Genomic DNA, 19,555 nt, shown 5'->3' with positions numbered 1-19,555 from the left:
CGCGCCGGACGGCTACACGGTGCTCGTCACCACCAACACCACGCACGCCGCCAACGAGCACCTGTACAAAAAGCTGTCCTATGACCCGGTGAAGGATTTCGTGCCGGTCACCGGCCTGGGCAAGGGCGGCCAGGTGCTGGTGGTGAACGCCGCGGCGCCCTACAAGAACGTGGGCGAGCTGATCGCGGCGGCCAAGAAGAGCCCGGGCAAGCTCAGCTTTGGCAGCGGCAGTTCGTCCAGCCGCGTCGCGGGGGAGATGCTCAAGCAACTGGCCGGCGTGGACATCCTGCACGTGCCCTACAAGAGCAACCCCCTGGCCATCACCGACCTGCTGGGCGGGCAGATCGATCTGATGATCACCGACACCTCGACGGGCGTGCCGCAGATCAAGGCCGGCAAGCTGCGCGCGCTGGGCTATTCGACGAAAAAGCGCGGTGCGCAACTGCCCGACGTGCCCACCATCGAAGAGGCCGGCGTGAAGGGCTACGACATGGGCTACTGGTTCGCCGCCTACGTGCCTGCGGGCACGCCGGCCCCCGTGGTGGCGCGGCTCAACGAACTGCTTGGGCAGGCCACCAAGAGCGCGGCGGCCCAGTCGTTCTACGACATGGCGGGCTCCGAGGCCTGGACCACCACCTCCGACGAACTCGCGAAGTTCCAGGCCGCCGAAACCCAGAAATGGGGCCAGGTCATCAAGGCCGCGGGCATCCAGCCCGAATAGGTTCTCGCCCCCTCACGGCCCATCGGGCCGCGCCCTGAAGGCGCGCACGTCCCCGCCGCAGCGCACGGCGGGGTGGGCGCAGCCTTGCCCTGTACCGACGACAACACCCAAGAACCTTCCGGAGACAAGACCATGACATTCCCGTCCTTCGCGATTTCCCCGCTGGGTCGCCCCCGGCTGCGCGCCATGGCGCCCGTGCTGGCCGCAGCGCTGCTGGCCGCCTGCGGCGGCAGCGATTCCCCGCCCGCGGCCACCGCCCCGCAGATGCGCCTGTCCATCACGGCCACCGAGGACGTCGCGGGCACCTACGGCAGCGTGGGCGCCTACGAGAAACTGACCGGCACCCTGCGCGGCGAGGTCGATCCCGCCGACCCGCGCAATGCGGTGATCCAGGACCTGCAGCTGGCCCCCGTCAATGCGCGCGGCATGGTGGAGTACAGCGCCGACTTCGTGATGCTCAAGCCCAAGGACATGGCCCGCGCCAGCGGCGTGCTGCGCTACGACGCGCCCAACCGCGGCAACATCCTCACGCAGCCCAACCCGGCCGCGACGCCGGGCGATGCGGTGTACTTCGAGCGGGGCTACGTGATGCTGTATTCGGCCTGGCAGGGCGATGTGCCCAAGAGCACGCCCGCTCGCCTGACCGTGACGGTGCCCGTGGCCCGGAACCAGGACGGCAGCACCATCACCGGCCCGTACCGCACCGAACTCGTGCCCACGGCCGCTGTGGCTGCCATGGCGCTGCCGGGCGGCGTGTTCAACGGCACCATGATCCCGTACGAGCCCGCCAGCCTGGACAACACCCAACCCGGCTATTCGCTCACCCGCCGGCGCAACGAGACCGATGCGCGCGAGCCCGTGCCCTCGGGCCAGTGGAAGTTCGCCACCTGCGATGCGGCCGCCAACCCGTTCCCGGGCACGCCCAACCCGGCCAGCGTGTGCCTGCAGGGCGGCTTCGATCCGCAGTACCTGTACGAGCTGGTCTATGTGGCGAAAGACCCCAAGGTCATGGGCGTGGGCCTGGCGGCGCTGCGCGACACGGTGAGCTTTTTCCGCAGCGCGGCGGCCGATGCCGATGGCCGGGCCAACCCGGTCGCCGGCCGCATCCAGTCCACGCTGGGGCAGGGCACCTCGCAGTCGGGCAATGCGATGAAGACCTTCCTGCACCTGGGCTTCAACCAGTCGCTGCGCGGCGGCAAGGTGTTCGACGGCATGTTCGCCCACGTGGCCGCGCGCCAGACCCACATCAACACGCGCTTTGCCGTGCCGGGCGGCGGCGGTGGGCTGCGCACCGACCACACGGCCTTCGGCCAGACGGCGCCGCGCGGGCTGGACAAGGACTACAGCGACGAGGTGAGCGGCCGGCAGGGCGGCGTGATGAAGCGCTGCGCGGCCACCGACACCTGCCCGAAGTTCTTCCTGGGCCTGTCGGGCACCGAGTTCTGGCAGCTGCAGGGCTCGCCGGTGCTGACGGATGCCAACGGCCTGCGCGACCTCGCCCAGCCCGCCAATGCACGCATCTACTACTACGCCAGCACGCAGCACGGCGGCACGGGCGGCACCGAAAGCATCAGCTACGCGCCCACGCGCAATGTCTACCCGGCCGGCACGGTGGTGCACTTCACCGACACCTTCCGCGCGCTGTTCATCGCACTGGAAGACTGGGTGGTGCGCGGCACCGAGCCGCCGGCCAGCCAGGTGCCCAAAGTGGCCGACGGCACGCTGGTGCCGCCCGCGAAGCTCGTGTATCCGGCCATGCGGGGATTGACCTGGAGCGTGGGCGGCACGCCGACCGCCATCCCGGCGTTCGACTACCTGGCGCGCTACAACGGCTTCTCGCTACTGGATTTCGGGCCGCAGTACGTGCCGCAGGACGAGTCCGGCATCGCCACGCTGCAGCCCCCACGCGCCGTGGGCCGCGACTACGCCATCCTGGTGCCGCAGGTGGACCCGTCCACCGGCCTGGCCCGCGCCGGCATCCAGAGCGTGGAAGCGCGCGCCCCGCTGGGCACGAGCATCGAGTTCAACTACGTGGCCACGCCGGGCATCACCGATCTGTCCAACCTCACCGGCAGCTTCATTCCCTTCCACAAGACGCGCGCCGCGCGGCTGGCGGCGGGCGATGCGCGGCCGTCGTTGGAAGAGCGGTACGGCACGCAGGCCGGCTACGTGGCTGCTGTTACCCAGGCGGCCGATGCACTGGTGGCGGGGCGCCTGCTGCTGCGGCGCGATGCGGATGCGCTGGTGGCCAAGGCCAGGTCGTCTTCCGTGCTTCCCTGACGCGGAAGGATGGCGGGGCGGCGGTTTGAAAGAAAAAGTGCCGATGCCCTAGTCATCATTGCCTCTGTTGCTATTTATTTTATAGCAATCGGTAGCGGCGCCGTTGGACCCATCTCGGCACAGCGCGCCGGCCAGCGCGCCCACGGTGCGCAGGGCCTCGTCGAAGCGCGCCGCGGCCGGGTGGCCGCAGTTGATGCGCACGCAGTGCGAGAAGCGCCGGTCGGTGGAAAAGAGGTGCCCCGGCGCCAGGCCGATGCCCTGGCCCAGGGCCGCGCGGTGCAGGGCCAGGGCATCCACGGACTGGGGCAGCTCCACCCACAGGAAATACCCGCCGTCCGGCCGCGACACGCGCGTGCCGGGCGGAAAGTGCTCGGCGATCAGCGCCCGTGCACGCGCCTGCTGGCGCGCCAGCGTGCCGCGCAGCTGGCGCAGGTGCCGGTCGTAGCCGCCCTGGTCCAGGTATTCCGACAGCGCCTGCTGCGACGGCGTGGCGGTCGAGAGCGTGGTCATCAGTTTCAATCGCTGCACCGCGCCGGCGAAGCGGCCCGCGGCCACCCAGCCCACGCGGTAGCCGGGCGCCAGGCATTTGCTGAACGAGCTGCAGTGCAGCACCTGGCCCCCGGTGTCGAAGGCCTTGGCCGGCGGTGGGCGGCGCGGGGCGAAGTGCAGTTCGCCATACACGTCGTCCTCGATCAGCGGCACGCCGTGGCGGGCCAGCAGCGCCACCAGCGCCTCCTTGCGCTCCTCGGGCAGTGTGCTGCCCAGCGGGTTCTGGAACGTGGGCATCAGCCAGCAGGCCTTGACGGGGTGCGCATGCAGCGCGCGCTCCAGTGCGCCCAGGTCGATGCCTTCGCGCGGGTGGGTGGTGATCTCCACCGCGCGCAGCCGCAGCCGCTCCAGCGCCTGCAGCGCCGCATAGAAGGTGGGCGACTCCAGCACCACGATGTCGCCCGGCTGCGTGATGGCCTCCAGGCACAGGTTGAGCGCCTCCATCGCGCCGTTGGTGGTCACTATCTCGGCCGCATCCACCGCCATGCCGTGCAGGCCGTAGCGCAGCGCGATCTGCTGGCGCAGCCGCTCGTCGCCTGGCGCCAGGTGCTGCACGATGGCGGCCGGGTCCAGCCGGCGCATGCCGCTGGACAGGCAGCGCGCCAGCCGCGCCAGCGGAAAGAGTTCAGGGCCCGGAAACGCCGACCCGAGCGGCACCAGGTGCGGGTCGCGCGCCGATCCCAGCACGTCGAACACCAAGTCGCTGATCTCCACGCCGCGCGAGCCGTCGTGCGGCGCCGAAGGCTGGGGCTCGGCCGGGACGCGGTCCGTGGCGGACGGCTGCCGGTGGCTCACGTAGTAGCCCGAGCGCGGCCGCGCATGCACCAGGCCCTGCGCTTCCAGCAGGTCGTAGGCCGCGAACACGGTCGATGGGCTGATGCCCCGTGCCCGGCTGGTTTCCCGCACCGAGGGCATGCGATCGCCCGCGCGCAGGGCGCCGCTGTGGATCAACTGGGCGAGGGCGTCGGCGTGGCGTTCGTAGCGTTTCATGGACGGGAGCGGACCGGGGAGGGACGGACGGCGGCGGATGGGCCGTGGCGGTGTGGATGGCATGCAACTGATCCGTATTTTTAGCGGCAAACTGAATCTGTACTGTTTTGCCCGGGGTGCGTAGAGTCGCACATGGCAGACCTGCCGCATTCCCACGTCCGATCGGATCCCCCATGAATGAAACCGCATGCCGGGCCGGGCGCCTGGCTTTGTCGGCCCTTGTGTCGCTGTTCGCGCTGCTGACCACTGCGGGGCCAGCCGCCGCGGCGGCCCCTGCCGACGGGCCGGCTGCTCCCGGGCTGGGCGACCGCGTGCTGGCCTGCACCGCCTGCCACGGCCGGGAAGGGCGCGCCACCCAGGAGGGCTACTTTCCGCGCATCGCCGGCAAGCCGGCGGGCTACCTCTACCACCAGCTGCTCAATTTCCGGGACGGCCGCCGCAGCTATCCGCAAATGGCCTACCTGCTGGAGCACATGACCGACGACTATCTGCGCGAGATCGCCGCGCATTTCGCCGCGCTGGACCTGCCCTACGCGCCGCCGCCCCCGACCCAGGCGACTCCTGCGGCCCTGGAGCGCGGGCGCACGCTGGTGCGCCAGGGGGATGCGGCGCTGGGCATTCCGGCCTGCGTGCAGTGCCATGGGGCCGCCATGACCGGCGTGGCCCCGGCCATTCCCGGCCTGCTCGGATTGCCGCGCGACTACCTCAACAGCCAGATTGGCGCCTGGCAGACCGGCCAGCGGCGTGCCCAGGCGCCCGATTGCATGGCCCATGTGGCCCGCCAGCTGGCACCCGAAGACGTGAGTGCGGTCACTGCCTGGCTGTCCGCACAGGCCGTGCCCGCCGATGCTCGGCCTGCCGCTGCCTTGCCCGGCCGGCTGCCGATGCCCTGCGGCGGCGTGGCCGCTGCCGGCACGGGCGCATCGGGGGGCTTGCGATGAAGCGCGCGCTGAAAGGGCTGGCCGGCCTGGTGCTGCTGGGCGCCTTGGCGTGCGCCTTGGTGGTGTACCTGAACCTGCGCGGCGAAACGCCCTTGCCGCCGCAGGACGTGCCCCTGGCCCAGCCCGCGCCGCAGGCCGTGCCTCGCGGCGAATACCTGGCGCGTGCGGGCAATTGCATGTCGTGCCACACCGCGCAGGGCGGGGCGCCGTTTGCCGGAGGCCGGGGCGTGGAGACGCCGTTCGGCGTGGTGTTCGCCAGCAACCTCACGCCCGACGCCGAAACCGGCCTGGGGCGCTGGACAGCGGCGGAGTTCTGGCGCGCGATGCACCACGGCCGGTCTCGGGACGGCCGGCTGCTGTACCCCGCGTTTCCCTACCCCAACTACACCCACGTCACGCGCGAGGATTCCGACGCGATCTACGCCTACCTGCGCAGCCTGCCGGCCGTGCAGCGCACCAACACGCCGCATGCGCTGGCGTTCCCGTTCAGCACGCAAGCCGCGCTGGCCGGCTGGCGCGCACTGTTCTTCCGGCCCGGCACGCTGGCGCCCGATCCACAGCAGTCGGCCGAATGGAACCGGGGTGCCTACCTCGTGCAGGGCCTGGGCCATTGCGCGGCCTGCCACAGCCCGCGCAACGCCTTCGGCGCGACGAGCGAGTCGCAGGCGTTCCGCGGCGGGCTCATCCCGGTACAGAACTGGTATGCCCCGGCCCTCAACGCTGCCGCCGAGGCGGGTGTGGCCGGCTGGCCGCAGGAAGACGTGGTGGCGCTGTTGCGCACCGGCGTGGCGCCGCGCGGGTCGGTCACCGGGCCCATGGCCGAGGTGGTGTTCCGCAGCACCCAATACCTGAACGACGCCGACCTGGGTGCCATGGCGGTCTACCTGCGCGCGCTGCCCGCACACGAACGCCCGGCGCCGGCGGTGGGGGTGGCACCCCCGTCCGCTTCGGCCATGGAGCGGGGCGCTGCCGTGTATTCGCAACAATGCGCGCAATGCCACGGAGAGCGCGGCGAGGGCCGGCCTGGGGCGTTTCCCGCACTGGCAGGAAACCGCGCCGCGACCATGGAAAATCCGACCAATCTGGTGCGCATGGTGCTCCTGGGCGGTTACCCGCCCACCACGGCCGGCAACCCGCGTCCCTACGGCATGCCGCCGTTCCGTCACGTGCTGGGTGACGACGACGTGGCGGCGGTATCGACCTATGTTCGCAACGCCTGGGGCAACCGGGCGGCCAGTGTGGGTACGATGGACATCTACCGCGCCCGCGAGGGGCGCCATCCCTGAGCCCCATCCTTTCTTCCATGCACGAACCGGCCGCCTCTCCCGACATGTCCCTTTCCAGCGCGACCGCCGGCTGGTGGGTCGTCTGCCTGTGTGCCGGCTGGTGCGGTGCGTGCCGCGAATACCGGGCGGTGTTCGACACCGTGGCGCAAGCCCATCCGCAGGCCCGCTTCGTCTGGGTGGACATCGAAGACGAGGAAGACCTGGCCGGCGATCTGGACGTGGAAACCTTCCCGACCCTGCTCATCGCCGATCCGGCCGGCGCGCGCTTTCTCGGTCCGCTGCTGCCCCAGTCCGGAGTGCTTTCGCGGTTGCTCGACAGCCTGGCATCCCAGCCTCCGGCAGGGCGGGATCCACAGGCCCAGGCGCTGATCGAACGGGTGCGCGCAGCCCGTGGATAGCGGAGAACCGCCGGGTTTTCGCTCGCTCGCCGCAGGGGCAGCCGGTACGCCTGTGGCGCCAATGCAAATTGCATGCCGCCGCCTTTGCAAAGCGGCGCGCGACAGGCTACAATTGCATCTTCACGACCAAACGGGCGGGTACCTACCGCCCGTTTTTTTTTGGCCGTTCGCTTTTGGAGCTCGAAGCTGCCCTGGAAGGTCCTAGGTGGTTATCGGGTTTTTTGTACTTCTGGATACTGAACAGAACAACACGTGGCATTGCAGCAGATCGTTGAACAAACCGTGGCCGGGCTGGGCTATGACCTGGTGGAGATCGAGCGCTCCGCCGGCGGCCTGCTGCGCATCACCATCGATTTGCCCTGGCAGGCGCCCGTGGAGGGCGAGCCCGTGCTGCCCGAGCAGTTCGTCACCGTGGAAGACTGCGAAAAGGTCACGCGGCAACTGCAGTTCGCGCTGGAAGTGGATGGCGTCGAGTACAAACGGCTGGAGATTTCCTCGCCCGGCATTGATCGCCCTCTGCGCCACGAGCAGGATTTCATCCGTTTCACCGGGCACATGGTGGACCTCACGCTCAAGGCGCCCATCGGCGAGGCTGGCGGCGGTCAGGTCAATGCCAACCGCAAGAAATTCCGCGGCACGCTGGAGCGTACCGAAGCCGGTGGATGGCAGGTCGTCTGGAGCGAGGAGCCGCCCGTGAAGCCTGGCCAGCGGGTCAGCAAGAAACGGGTACCGGCGCCGCTGCAAGCGCTGGGTTTCACGCTGGACGAATTGCGCGATGCGCGCCTGGCGTCCATCGTCGATTTCAAGGGGCGGGGATCCAAAGACGGGCCGGTCCAGGCCTGACACACCGAACGAATACAAAGGTTGGCGCGCGTGGCGCGGCGGCCTTCAAGAGATTGAAAAATAGGAGAGTCGTCGCATGAATCGCGAACTGTTGATGTTGGTCGAAGCCATTTCGCGTGAGAAGAACGTGGAACGCGATGTGGTCTTTGGCGCCGTCGAATTGGCCCTTGCCCAGGCCACGAAGAAGCTGTACCAAGGCGAAGTGGACATCCGTGTCGCCATCGACCGTGACAGCGGCAACTACGAGACTTTCCGTCGCTGGCTCGTCGTGCCCGACGACGCCGGTCTGCAGAACCCCGAAGCCGAAGAGCTGCTGATGGATGCCCGCGAGCGCATCGCCGACATCGAAGTGGGTGAATTCATCGAAGAAGGCGTCGATTCCGTGCCGATCGGCCGCATCGGCGCCATGGCTGCCAAGCAGGTCATCCTGCAGAAGATCCGCGACGCCGAGCGCGAGATGCTGCTCAACGACTTCATGTCGCGCGGCGAAAAGATCTTCACCGGCACCGTCAAGCGCATGGACAAGGGCGACATCATCGTCGAGTCGGGCCGGGTGGAAGGCCGCCTGCGCCGCTCCGAGATGATCCCCAAGGAAAACCTTCGCAATGGCGACCGCGTGCGCGCCATGATCATGGAAGTGGACCTGACGCTGCGCGGCGCGCCCATCATCCTCTCGCGCTCGGCGCCCGAGTTCATGATCGAGCTGTTTCGCAACGAAGTGCCCGAGATCGAGCAGGGCCTGCTGGAGATCAAGAGCTGCGCGCGCGATGCCGGCAGCCGCGCCAAGATCGCGGTGCTGTCGCACGACAAGCGCGTCGATCCCATCGGCACCTGCGTGGGTGTGCGTGGCACGCGCGTCAACGCCGTCACCAACGAGCTGGCCGGCGAGCGGGTAGACATCGTGCTGTGGTCGGAGGACCCCGCCCAGTTCGTGATCGGCGCGCTGGCGCCGGCCAACGTGTCGTCCATCGTGGTGGACGAAGAGAAACACGCCATGGACGTGGTGGTGGACGAGGAAAACCTCGCCATCGCCATCGGCCGCGGTGGCCAGAATGTGCGCCTGGCTTCCGACCTGACGGGCTGGAAGATCAACATCATGGACGCGGCTGAAAGTGCGCAAAAGCAGGCCAACGAGACCGACACGGCCCGCAAGCTGTTCATGGAAAAGCTCGATGTGGACGAGGAAATCGCCAACATCCTGATCGAGGAAGGCTTCGCCAGCCTCGAAGAGGTGGCCTACGTGCCGCTGCAGGAAATGCTGGAGATCGAAAGCTTCGACGAAGAAACCGTGAACGAGCTGCGTGCCCGCGCCAAGGATGCGCTGCTCACCATGGAAATTGCCCGAGAGGAAAGCGTGGACGGCGTTTCGCAGAACCTGCGCGATCTCGAGGGCCTCACGCCCGAGTTGATCGGCAAGCTCGCCGAAGGCGGCGTGAACACCCGGGATGATCTGGCCGACTTAGGCCTTGACGAACTGACCGCCCTGACCGGCCAGTCTGAAGAAGATGCCAAAGCCTTGATCATGAAGGCGCGCGAACATTGGTTCGCGGGGCAAGAGTAGGTCAGGGGAGGTACGAACCAAATATGTCCAGTAACACAGTCGCCGAGTTCGCCACTGAACTCAAGAAATCGCCAGAAACCCTGCTCGACCAGCTCAAGTCTGCCGGGGTGGCCAAGGCCGCCCCGACCGATGCCTTGACCGAAACGGACAAGCAAAAGCTGCTGGCCTTCCTGCAGGCCAGCCACGGCACCGCCTCGGCCGATCGCAAGAAGATCACCTTGACGAAAAAATCCACCAGCGAGATCAAGCAGGCCGATGCCACCGGCAAGGCGCGCACGATCCAGGTGGAAGTGCGCAAGAAGCGCACTTTCATCAAGCGCGACGAAGGGGGCGAGGGCGCCTCCGACGCCGGCTCCGACGAGGCTGCCGAAGCCGCGGAAACCGTGATGTCTCCGGAATCGCAGGACCTCGTGCGCCGCGAAGAGGAAGCGCGCCGCCAGGCCGAGCTGATCGGCCACCAGGAAGCCGAGCTGAACGAAAAGCGCCGCGAGCGGGAAGCCCGCGAACAGCGCGAGCGCGAAGCAGAAGAGCGTGCCGCTGCCTACGCCGCGCAGGAGCAAAGCCGCAAGGCCCAGATGCAGGCGGAAAAGCAGGAGGCCTCACGCGAGCAGGCGGCGGAAGCCAGTGCACGCCAGGCCGCCCAGGCTGAAGCCCGCGCCAAGGCCGAAGAGGAATCCAAGGCCCGTGCGGCCGAGGAAACCGCGCGCGCCGTCGATCTGGACGAACGCCGCCGCAAGGCCCTGGCCGAAGCCGAGGCGATCCGCGCCATGATGGCTGCGCCCAAGAAGGTGCTCGTGGCCAAGAAGCCCGAGGAGCCCAAGCCGGCTCCCGCGGCCGCCAAGCCCGCCGGTGCCGATGCCAAGAAGGGCACGCTGCACAAGCCGGCCGCTGCGCCGGGTGCCCGTGCACCGGCCGCGCCCGCCGGCGGCAACAAGGAGGTCAAGTCCGCCAAGCTGTCGTCCAGCTGGGCCGGCGATCCTGCCAAGAAGAAGGAAATCAAGACGCGCGGCGACAGCAGTGGCGGCGTGGGTCGCAACAACTGGCGCGGGGGTCCCCGTGGCCGCCGCAACGAGCGCGACGACCACCATCACCAGCAATCGGCTCCGGTGGAAGCCCGCATCATCGAAGTGCACGTGCCCGAAACCATCACGGTGTCCGAGCTCGCGCACAAGATGTCGATCAAGGCGTCCGAAGTCATCAAGGCGCTGATGAAGATGGGCCAGATGGTCACCATCAACCAGCCGCTGGACCAGGACACCGCCATGATCGTGGTGGAAGAAATGGGCCACAAGGCCGTGGTGGCGGCGCTGGACGATCCGGAAGCCTTCACTAACGACGACGTGGCCGGTGCCCAGGCCGAATCGGTCTGGCGCGCTCCGGTGGTCACCGTCATGGGCCACGTGGACCACGGCAAGACCTCGCTGCTGGATTACATCCGCCGTGCCAAGGTGGCCGCGGGCGAAGCCGGCGGCATCACGCAGCACATCGGTGCCTACCACGTGGAAACGCCGCGCGGCATGATCTCGTTCCTGGACACCCCGGGCCACGAGGCATTCACCGCCATGCGGGCCCGCGGTGCGCAGGCCACCGACATCGTCATCCTGGTGGTGGCGGCCGACGACGGCGTCATGCCGCAGACCAAGGAAGCCATCAAGCACGCGAAGGCGGCCGGTGTGCCCATGGTGGTCGCGATCACCAAGTCCGACAAGCCCGATGCCAACCCCGACCGCGTCAAGCAGGAACTGGTGGCCGAGCAGGTTGTGCCCGAAGAGTACGGCGGCGATTCGCCTTTCGTGCCCGTGTCCTCCAAGACCGGCATGGGCATCGACGACCTGCTGGAGCAGGTGCTGCTGCAGGCCGAAGTGCTGGAACTGCGTGCCCCGGTCGATGCGATGGCCAAGGGCCTCGTGATCGAAGCCGAGCTGGACAAGGGCCGCGGCCCCGTGGCCACGGTGCTGGTGCAGTCCGGTACGCTGAAGGTCGGCGACGTGGTGCTGGCAGGCCAGACCTATGGCCGCGTGCGCGCCATGCTGGACGAAAACGGCAAGGTCGCCAAATCGGCTGGTCCGTCGATCCCGGTGGAAATCCAGGGCCTGACGGAAGTGCCGCAGGCCGGCGACGAATTCATGGTGCTGGGCGACGAACGCCGGGCCCGCGAAATCGCCACCTACCGCGCCGGCAAGTTCCGCAACACCAAGCTGGCCAAGCAGCAAGCGGCCAAGCTGGAGAACATGTTCGCCGACATGACGGCGGGCGAGGTCAAGTACCTGCCCATCATCGTCAAGGCCGACGTGCAGGGTTCTCAGGAAGCGCTGTCGCAGTCGCTGCTCAAGCTGTCCACGGACGAGATCAAGGTCCAGCTCGTGTATGCGGGCGTGGGCGGTATCAGCGAGTCCGACATCAATCTGGCGATCGCCTCCAAGGCCATCGTGATCGGCTTCAACGTGCGTGCCGATGCCGGCGCGCGCAAGACGGCCGAGAGCAACGGCGTCGACCTGCACTACTACAGCATCATCTATGACGCCGTGGACGAGTTGAAGGTCGCCATGTCCGGCATGCTGGCCCCCGAGCAGCGCGAGGAAGTCATCGGCACGGCCGAGATCCGCACGGTGTTCGTGGCCACGAAGATCGGCACGATTGCCGGTTCGTACATCACCTCGGGCATGGTCCATCGCAACGCACGCTTCCGCCTGCTGCGCGACAACGTGGTGGTCTACACGGGCGAAGTCGACTCGGTCAAGCGCCTCAAGGACGATGTCAAGGAAGTCAAGGAAGGCTTCGAGTGCGGTATCAAGCTCAAGAACTACAACGACATCAAGGAAGGTGATCAGCTGGAGTTCTTCGACATCAAGGAAATCGCGCGGACGCTGTAAGGCCCGAGGCTCGACATGGCTGCGAAGAAATCCTCCACCCCTAACCGCGGCTTCAAGGTCGCCGATCAGATCCAGCGCGATCTGACGGAGCTGATCGCGCGCGAATTGAAAGATCCGCGCGTGGGCATGGTGACGTTGCAGGCCGTGGAGGTGACTCCCGATTACGCGCATGCCAAGGTCTTCTTCAGCGTGCTGATCGGTGACCCCGAATCCACGCAGGTGGCGCTGAACCAGGCCGCGGGCTTTCTGCGCAACGGCCTGTTCAAGCGCCTGCACATCCACACCGTGCCCACGCTGCACTTCGTGTTCGACCGCACCACCGAGCGTGCGGCCGATATGAATGCCTTGATCGCCAAGGCGGTTTCTTCGCGCGCCCAAGAAGACTGAGCATGCATACCGACGGGCCGCCCCAGGGAGCGAGTGCCCCCTTGGGGGGCAGCGATTTGCACGCAGCGAACGGGCCGCGTGGCGGTGCGGTGCGCGCGCCGCGCACCCGCATCCAGCGGCGTCCGGTGCATGGCGTGCTGCTGCTCGATAAACCGCTGGGCCTGTCGAGCAACGATGCCCTGCAGAAGGCCAAGTGGCTGCTGCGAGCGGAGAAGGCGGGCCACACCGGTACGCTCGATCCCCTCGCGACGGGCGTGCTGCCGCTGTGCTTCGGCGCGGCGACCAAGTTCAGCCAGCTGCAGCTGGACGCTCCCAAGACCTACGAGGCCATCGCCCTGCTGGGGACGACGACCACCACCGGCGACGCCGAGGGCGAGGTGCTGGCGCAGCGCGAGGTCGATCCGGCGCAACTCACGCCCGAGCGCCTGGCCGAGGTGCAACGCCAGTTCACGGGACCGATCCGCCAGGTGCCGCCCATGCACAGCGCGCTCAAGAAGGATGGCAAGGCGCTGTACGAGTACGCACGCGCCGGCATTGCCGTGGAGCGCGAGGCGCGCGACGTGGTCATCCATGCATTGAAACTGGCTCCGGTGCAAGAAACACTAGGGCATGCTGCTATCAAAATAATAGTAACCTGCAGCAAGGGCACCTACATTCGCACGCTGGGCGAGGACATCGGTGCCGCGCTCGGTTGCGGTGCGCACCTCACGTTCCTGCGGCGCATCGACACCGGCGGGCTGGGCGTGGAGCGCTGCGTCACGCTGGCTGCGCTGGAAGCGATGGACGAGGGTGAGCGCATGGCCTGCGTGCACCCCGCCGAGATCCTGCTGGCACAGCATGTGCGTGTCACGCTGGACAGCGAGAATGCCGGGCGGTTCCTGTCCGGCGTGCGCCGCCGCGGCCCCTGGCCCGATGCGCCCGCGGTCGCGGTCTTCGGAGACGATCCCCATGCCCTGCTGGGCGTGGGCCACACCACTGCGGGTGAACTGGTGCCCGACCGGCTCCTGAGCCCCTTGGAAATTCAACAGATTCTAGAAAGCACGCCGCAGGTAGAGCGCGGCATATTGGAAGCACTATGAGCAAACAAATCCGCAATATCGCCATCATCGCGCACGTTGACCACGGCAAAACCACCATGGTCGACCAGCTGCTGCGCCAGTCCGGCACCTTCGCCGACCACGAAAAGGTCGTCGATACCGTGATGGACAACAACGCCATCGAAAAAGAGCGGGGCATCACCATCCTGGCCAAGAACTGCGCCGTGAGCTGGGAAGGCACGCACATCAACATCGTCGACACCCCGGGCCACGCGGACTTCGGCGGCGAAGTGGAACGTGCCCTGTCCATGGTGGACAGCGTGGTGCTGCTGATCGACGCGCAAGAAGGGCCCATGCCCCAGACGCGTTTCGTGACCAAGAAGGCCCTGGCCCTGGGCCTGCGCCCGATCCTGGTAGTGAACAAGGTGGACAAGCCCGGTGCCAACCCCGACAAGGTGGTGAACGCCGCGTTCGACCTGTTCGACAAGCTGGGCGCGACCGACGAGCAGCTCGACTTCCCCGTGGTGTATGCCTCGGGCATCAATGGCTGGTCTTCGCTGGAAGAAGGCGCTCCCGGCGAGCAGTGGGGCCCCGACATGTCGGCCCTGTTCAACACCATCCTCAAGCACGTGCCCCCGAACTCGGGTGACCTGACCGCTCCGCTGCAGCTGCAGATCTCGGCGCTCGATTTCTCCACCTTCGTGGGCCGCATCGGCGTGGGCCGCATCAGCCAGGGCACTGTGAAGCCCGGCCAGGACGTGCTGGTGATGGAAGGCCCCGAGGGCAAGAGCGTCAAGGGCCGCATCAACCAGGTGCTGACCTTCCAGGGCCTGGACCGCATGCAGACGCCCCTGGCCGGCCCGGGCGACATCGTGCTGATCAACGGCATCGAGGACATCGGCATCGGCGTGACCGTGACCGACCCCTCCAATCCCGCGCCGCTGCCCATGCTCAAGGTGGACGAGCCCACGCTGACCATGAACTTCTGCGTGAACACCTCGCCCCTGGCCGGCCGCGAAGGCAAGTTCGTGACCAGCCGCCAGATCTGGGACCGCCTGCAAAAGGAACTGCAGCACAACGTGGCCCTGCGCGTGAAGGAAACCGACGAAGAAGGCATCTTCGAGGTGATGGGCCGTGGCGAACTGCACTTGACCATCCTGCTGGAAAACATGCGCCGCGAAGGCTATGAGCTGGCCGTGTCCAAGCCGCGCGTGGTGTTCCGCGACATCAACGGCGAAAAGCACGAGCCGATCGAGCTGGTGACGGCCGACATCGAAGAAACCCACCAGGGCGGCGTGATGCAGGCCCTGGGCGAGCGCAAGGGCGAGCTGGTGAACATGGAGTCGGACGGCCGTGGCCGCGTGCGCCTGGAGTACCGCATTCCGGCCCGTGGCCTGATCGGTTTCACCAACGAATTCCTGAACCTGACGCGCGGCTCGGGCCTGATCTCCAACATCTTCGACAGCTACGAACCGCACAAGGGCGCCATCGGCGGCCGCAAGAACGGCGTGCTGATCTCCATGGACGACGGTGAAATCTTCACCTACGCCCTGGGCAAGCTGGATGACCGCGGCCGCATGTTCGTGAAGGCGAACGATCCGGTGTACGAAGGCATGATCGTCGGCATCCACAGCCGCGACAACGATCTGATCGTGAACGCCACGCGCACCAAGCAGCTGACCAACTTCCGCGTCTCCGGCAAGGAAGACGCGATCAAGATCACGCCCCCGATCGACCTCACGCTGGAATACGGCGTGGAGTTCATCGAGGACGACGAACTGGTCGAGATCACGCCCAAGAGCGTGCGCCTGCGCAAGCGCTTCCTGACGGAAAACGAGCGCAAGCGCGCCGGCCGCTGACCGATGAGTGTGAGGGGGATTCGATCCCCTTCGCTGGCTTCGAGAAAGGCACCGCAAGGTGCCTTTTTCTTTTTCTCGTTGCCTTTCCTGCGGTGCCCCAGGGCTCAGGCAGGCAGGGCGGTCTCCCCGGCTGGGCGCCCTGCCCGGGCAGGGTGGAGGTGGCGATCGCCTGCGGTGCGTGGCTCGGCGCCAGCACGCATTCGCGTGCATGGAAGTCGGCCAGCGCGTCCCGGTGGCCCACGCTGATGACCGTGGCGGCAGGCAGGCGCTCGGCCAGCAGCGTGTAGAGCATGCGCTCGGCCGCCGGGTCCAGCGCGCTGGTGGCCTCGTCCAGCATCAGCCATTCGGGTTGCTGCAGCAGCACGCGCGCGAAGGCCAGGCGCTGCTGCTCGCCGGGAGACAGGCGCTGGGCCCAGGGCGCCACCTCGCCGAGCAGGCCGCTGAACGGTGCGAGCCCCACCGCCTGCAGTGCCTCGCGCACCTGCGCTTCGGGGTGTTCGCCGGCCGTGTCCGGGTAGGCGAGCGCATCGGCCAGGCTTCCCATCGGCAGGTAGCTGCGCTGCGGCACGAAGAGCATCCGCGCGCGCGGCCGCTCGATGGTGCCGCTGCCGAAGTCCCACAGGCCGGCCAGCGCGCGCAGCAGGGTGCTCTTGCCCGCACCGGAGGGGCCCCGCAGCAGCCAGCGCTCGCCGGGTGCGATGCGCAGGTCGGGCACGCGAAGCAGCGTGGCGCCGCCGGGCAGGGCCAGTTGCAGGCCGTGCGTCGCCAGCACGGAGCCGTCCCCGGCTCGCCACTGGATTCCTTCGGACGGCGTGGCAGGCACGGTGGCGAGCACGTCGCGCAGCTCGGCCAGCCGGTTCACCGTGGCGCGCCATTCCGCCAGCGTGCCGTAGCTGTTGATGAACCAGGACATCGCTCCGCTCACCGTGTCGAAGGCCCGGCTGATCTGCATCAGCACCCCGAAGCTGTAGGCGCCCGCGAAGTACCGCGGCGCCGCCAGCGCGAGCGGCAGCACCACGGCCACCTGCGCGTACAGCGAGTTCACCAGCGTGAGGCGCTTGGTGTAGCGCATCACCATCCGCCAGTTGTCCTGGATGCGGCCGAACAGGGTGGCGGACTGGGCGGCTTCGGCCCGTGCGCCGTCGTACAGCGCAATGGGTTCCGCGTTTTCGCGCACCCGCACCAGGCCGAAGCGGAAGTGCGCCTCCACCTGCTGCTGGCGGTAGTTCACGGCCACGAGGCGGTGGCCGAAGGCCTGCATGGCGACCGAGCCCACCAGGGCATAGGCCGCAGCGGCCCAGACCATGTAGCCCGGAATGGTGGCGCTGTAGCCCGCCACATGCACCAGCAGCGGCCCGCCCACCGACCAGAGGATCACAACGAACGAACCGAGGGTGACCACCGTGGACAGCAGGTCCAGCGTCAGCGCGAGGGTGGTGGTCGCCAGGCTGCTGAGGTCATCGGCGATGCGCTGGTCCGGGTTGTCGGCCAGCCGGTCGCGCTCGATGCGGTAGAACGCGTTGCCGTGCAGCCACCGCTGCAGGTAGTCGGTCGTGAGCCACCGGCGCCAGCGAAAGCCCAGCATCTGCTTGAAGTACAGCGCATACACGGCCAGGACGATGTAGGCCAGCGCCAGCCCGGTGAACAGCAGCAGCAGGGGGCCGAAACGGGCAGTGTCCCGCGCCTCCAGGGCGTTGAAGAAGTCCGCGCTCCAGGCGTTGATGCGCACGTTGATGTACACGATGCCCAGGTTCATCGCCACGATCAATGCCAGCAGGCCCCGCGCGGGCCAGCGCTCCTGCGAGAACCAGTAGGGGCGGATCAGCGACCAGGCGGACGTCTTGGCAAGCGGGGGATGGGGCATCGAGGGCGCGATCGTTGTGGGGGGATGGCCAGTGTGCCGCGCGCGCCGGGCGGCTGGCTTAGCCGGGCCTTAAACGCGCTCCCGTGCGTCGCTGCGTGCTTTGTTGCGTGCTTTGTTGCGTGCGAGGTGCCGGCACCTGTCCACCGCCTGACATTCGCTGCGGGCCACAGGCCCTAAGATTCCGCCCGGGCCGGCCGCCAGCGTGCGAGCGGGCCTTTCAGACCGTGAACCGATTGAAAAAAGGAACAGCGATGACGGAGACGACGACGGCAGCGGCCGCAGAGGTGTTGGCCCAGGTGCGCGGGCAGGTGGGGTTCATCACCCTCAACCGCCCCCGGGCACTGAATGCGCTGTCGCTGGGCATGGTGCGCGCGCTCATGGAGACCCTGCTGGCCTGGCAGGACGACGAGCGCATCCTGGCGGTGGCCATTCGCGGCAGCAACAAGGAAGGCCCGTTCGGCGCCTTCTGCGCGGGCGGCGACATCCGCTTTCTGCACCAGGCGGGCAGCCAGGGCGATCCGAGGCTGGAGGATTTCTTCACCGAGGAATACGCGCTCAACCACCTGATCCACCACTACGGCAAGCCCTACATCGCGTTCATGGACGGCATCGTGATGGGCGGCGGCATGGGCATCAGCCAGGGGGCCAGCCTACGCATCGTGACCGAGCGCACGAAGATGGCCATGCCCGAGACGGCCATCGGCCTGTTTCCGGACGTGGGGGGCGGCTACTTCCTGTCGCGTTGCCCGGGACACGCGGGCGAATGGCTGGGCCTGACGGGGGACACCATCGGCGCGGGCGATGCGGTGGCGCTGGGCCTGGCCGACGGATGCCTGCCGTCCGATCGGCAGGCGGCGGTCTGGGATGCGCTGGGCACGGAGTCCTTCACCGACGCAGCGGCGGTGCAGGCATCGATTGCTACTAAATTTGTAGCAAAAGAGGCAATGAGTACTAAGGCATCGGCCGAAATCGATCGATATTTCGCGTTGGACAGCGTCCAGGCCATCATGGCGGCCCTGGAGGCCGCCGGCACCGACTGGGCCCGCACCACGGCAGCCACCTTGCGCAAGCGCTCTCCGCTCATGTTGCACGTGGTGCTGGAGCAGATCCGCCGCGCCCGCCGCATGGACCTGGCCGCCGATCTGCGCATGGAGCGCGACATGGTGCGCCACTGCTTTTTCCTGCGCCCCGGCCAGAGCGAAACGGTCGAAGGCATCCGGGCCCTGGCGGTGGACAAGGACCACACGCCGCGCTGGAGCCCGGCGCGCATCGAGGACGTGACGCCGGAGACGGTGGCACCGTTCTTCGAGAGCCCGTGGCCGGCCCATGCCCACCCGCTGGCCGCGCTGCGCTGAGCGCGGCCATCACAACTGCGGATGCACCGCCGTCGCCAGCCCCAGCAGGGCGGCGCGCGGCAGGGCGCCGCTGAGCGCATAGCCGAAGCCGCCATCCGTCCAGTAAAAGCAGGGCACCGGGCCGTCCGCATCGAAGCGGAAAGCCGTGTCGGCGGCGCCGGGCTGGCCCGCCGCCAAGGCGCCGAGGTACAGGGTGACGCGCTCTCCGGCGGCGTTCTGGTACATGAACTGGGCCCGCGCGCCCGTGTCTCCCGGCAGCAGCCGCCCGCCCACCAGCTCGTACCCCTGGGCCGCCAGCACGGGAATCCTGAGCGGCCGCCCGAGCCGCTTGGACAGCCACTGCACCAGATGCTCCTGCTGGGCGGCGGCCACCTCCACGGGGTGCCGCTGCTCCGGCTGGTACACCGCGTGCGCCACGGCGGCCTGTTGTGCGAATCGGCGGGCGACGGCAGGTGCGGCATCGGCCATGCGGCCGGCGGCCTGGCCGCGGTGGTCGGTGGGCCATTGCCCATGCACGGTCCAGCCCAGGCCGAAGGCGAGGAGCAGCGAGGCGGCCATGCTGCCCAGGCGCCACCAGCGGGCAGCGCGCTCCCGCACGGCCTCCAGGCGGC

15 protein-coding genes are annotated in these 19,555 nt (G+C 68.1%); 12 read left to right on the top strand and 3 right to left on the bottom strand.

Annotated features, from left to right (window positions below):
• Positions 1-721: Bug family tripartite tricarboxylate transporter substrate binding protein (locus AC27IO_RS11190; protein WP_498738980.1), on the top strand; the 721-nt coding region annotated here is incomplete at its 5' end.
• Positions 722-907: 186 nt separating this feature from the next.
• The gene (locus AC27IO_RS11185) at positions 908-3,001 is read left to right on the top strand and encodes an alpha/beta hydrolase domain-containing protein (protein WP_498738981.1); all 2,094 of its coding nucleotides are present in this window, start codon (positions 908-910) and stop codon (positions 2,999-3,001) included.
• A 48-nt stretch (positions 3,002-3,049) separates the two neighbouring features.
• On the opposite strand, the gene AC27IO_RS11180 is transcribed toward AC27IO_RS11185, so the two are convergent.
• Entirely contained in the window at positions 3,050-4,540 is a 1,491-nt protein-coding gene (locus AC27IO_RS11180) for an aminotransferase-like domain-containing protein (protein ID WP_498738979.1), read from the bottom strand.
• A 173-nt stretch (positions 4,541-4,713) separates the two neighbouring features.
• On the opposite strand from AC27IO_RS11180, the gene AC27IO_RS11175 reads away from it, so the two are divergent.
• From AC27IO_RS11175 to typA, 9 genes are all read left to right on the top strand, one after another.
• Positions 4,714-5,481, top strand: coding sequence for a c-type cytochrome (locus tag AC27IO_RS11175; protein WP_498738978.1), 768 nt, complete (start codon positions 4,714-4,716; stop codon positions 5,479-5,481).
• Entirely contained in the window at positions 5,478-6,767 is a 1,290-nt protein-coding gene (locus tag AC27IO_RS11170) for a c-type cytochrome (protein WP_498738977.1), read from the top strand. Before AC27IO_RS11175 ends, AC27IO_RS11170 begins: the two co-directional genes overlap by 4 nt.
• Before the next feature lie 17 nt (positions 6,768-6,784).
• On the top strand, positions 6,785-7,165 hold the full coding sequence (locus AC27IO_RS11165; protein ID WP_498738976.1) for a thioredoxin family protein: 381 nt from the start codon (positions 6,785-6,787) through the stop codon (positions 7,163-7,165).
• A 252-nt stretch (positions 7,166-7,417) separates the two neighbouring features.
• Entirely contained in the window at positions 7,418-8,008 is a 591-nt protein-coding gene (gene rimP, locus AC27IO_RS11160; RefSeq protein ID WP_498738975.1) for a ribosome maturation factor RimP, read from the top strand.
• Between the two features lie 76 nt (positions 8,009-8,084).
• Complete coding sequence (gene nusA, locus AC27IO_RS11155) at positions 8,085-9,569, top strand: transcription termination factor NusA (RefSeq protein WP_272568708.1); 1,485 nt, start codon at positions 8,085-8,087, stop codon at positions 9,567-9,569.
• A gap of 23 nt (positions 9,570-9,592) precedes the next feature.
• Positions 9,593-12,442, top strand: coding sequence for a translation initiation factor IF-2 (gene infB, locus AC27IO_RS11150; protein ID WP_272568710.1), 2,850 nt, complete (start codon positions 9,593-9,595; stop codon positions 12,440-12,442).
• Between the two features lie 15 nt (positions 12,443-12,457).
• Positions 12,458-12,829 (top strand): 30S ribosome-binding factor RbfA, encoded by a 372-nt coding sequence (rbfA, locus tag AC27IO_RS11145; protein WP_487089821.1) that lies wholly within the window; start codon positions 12,458-12,460, stop codon positions 12,827-12,829.
• An 89-nt stretch (positions 12,830-12,918) separates the two neighbouring features.
• Positions 12,919-13,908, top strand: a complete 990-nt coding sequence (gene truB, locus AC27IO_RS11140) for a tRNA pseudouridine(55) synthase TruB (protein ID WP_487089823.1) — start codon at positions 12,919-12,921, stop codon at positions 13,906-13,908.
• Positions 13,905-15,725, top strand: coding sequence for a translational GTPase TypA (typA, locus tag AC27IO_RS11135; RefSeq protein WP_498738974.1), 1,821 nt, complete (start codon positions 13,905-13,907; stop codon positions 15,723-15,725). The genes truB and typA overlap by 4 nt, the downstream gene beginning before the upstream one ends.
• On the opposite strand, the gene AC27IO_RS11130 is transcribed toward typA, so the two are convergent.
• Complete coding sequence (locus tag AC27IO_RS11130) at positions 15,655-17,589, bottom strand: ABC transporter ATP-binding protein/permease (protein ID WP_498738973.1); 1,935 nt, start codon at positions 17,587-17,589, stop codon at positions 15,655-15,657. The two genes, typA and AC27IO_RS11130, sit on opposite strands and share 71 nt — an antisense overlap.
• A gap of 251 nt (positions 17,590-17,840) precedes the next feature.
• Between AC27IO_RS11130 and AC27IO_RS11125 the strand changes: the two genes are divergently transcribed.
• On the top strand, positions 17,841-18,944 hold the full coding sequence (locus AC27IO_RS11125; protein WP_498738972.1) for an enoyl-CoA hydratase/isomerase family protein: 1,104 nt from the start codon (positions 17,841-17,843) through the stop codon (positions 18,942-18,944).
• Positions 18,945-18,953: 9 nt separating this feature from the next.
• Here AC27IO_RS11125 and AC27IO_RS11120 read toward each other — a convergent pair.
• On the bottom strand, positions 18,954-19,555 hold a 602-nt coding region (locus AC27IO_RS11120), incomplete at its 5' end, for an anti-sigma factor family protein (protein WP_498738971.1).

It is taken from the genome of Acidovorax sp. KNOB132 (genome assembly GCF_057541515.1).
Note: the sequence above shows the minus strand (reverse complement) of the source record. Positions and strands in the feature narration are given on the sequence as shown.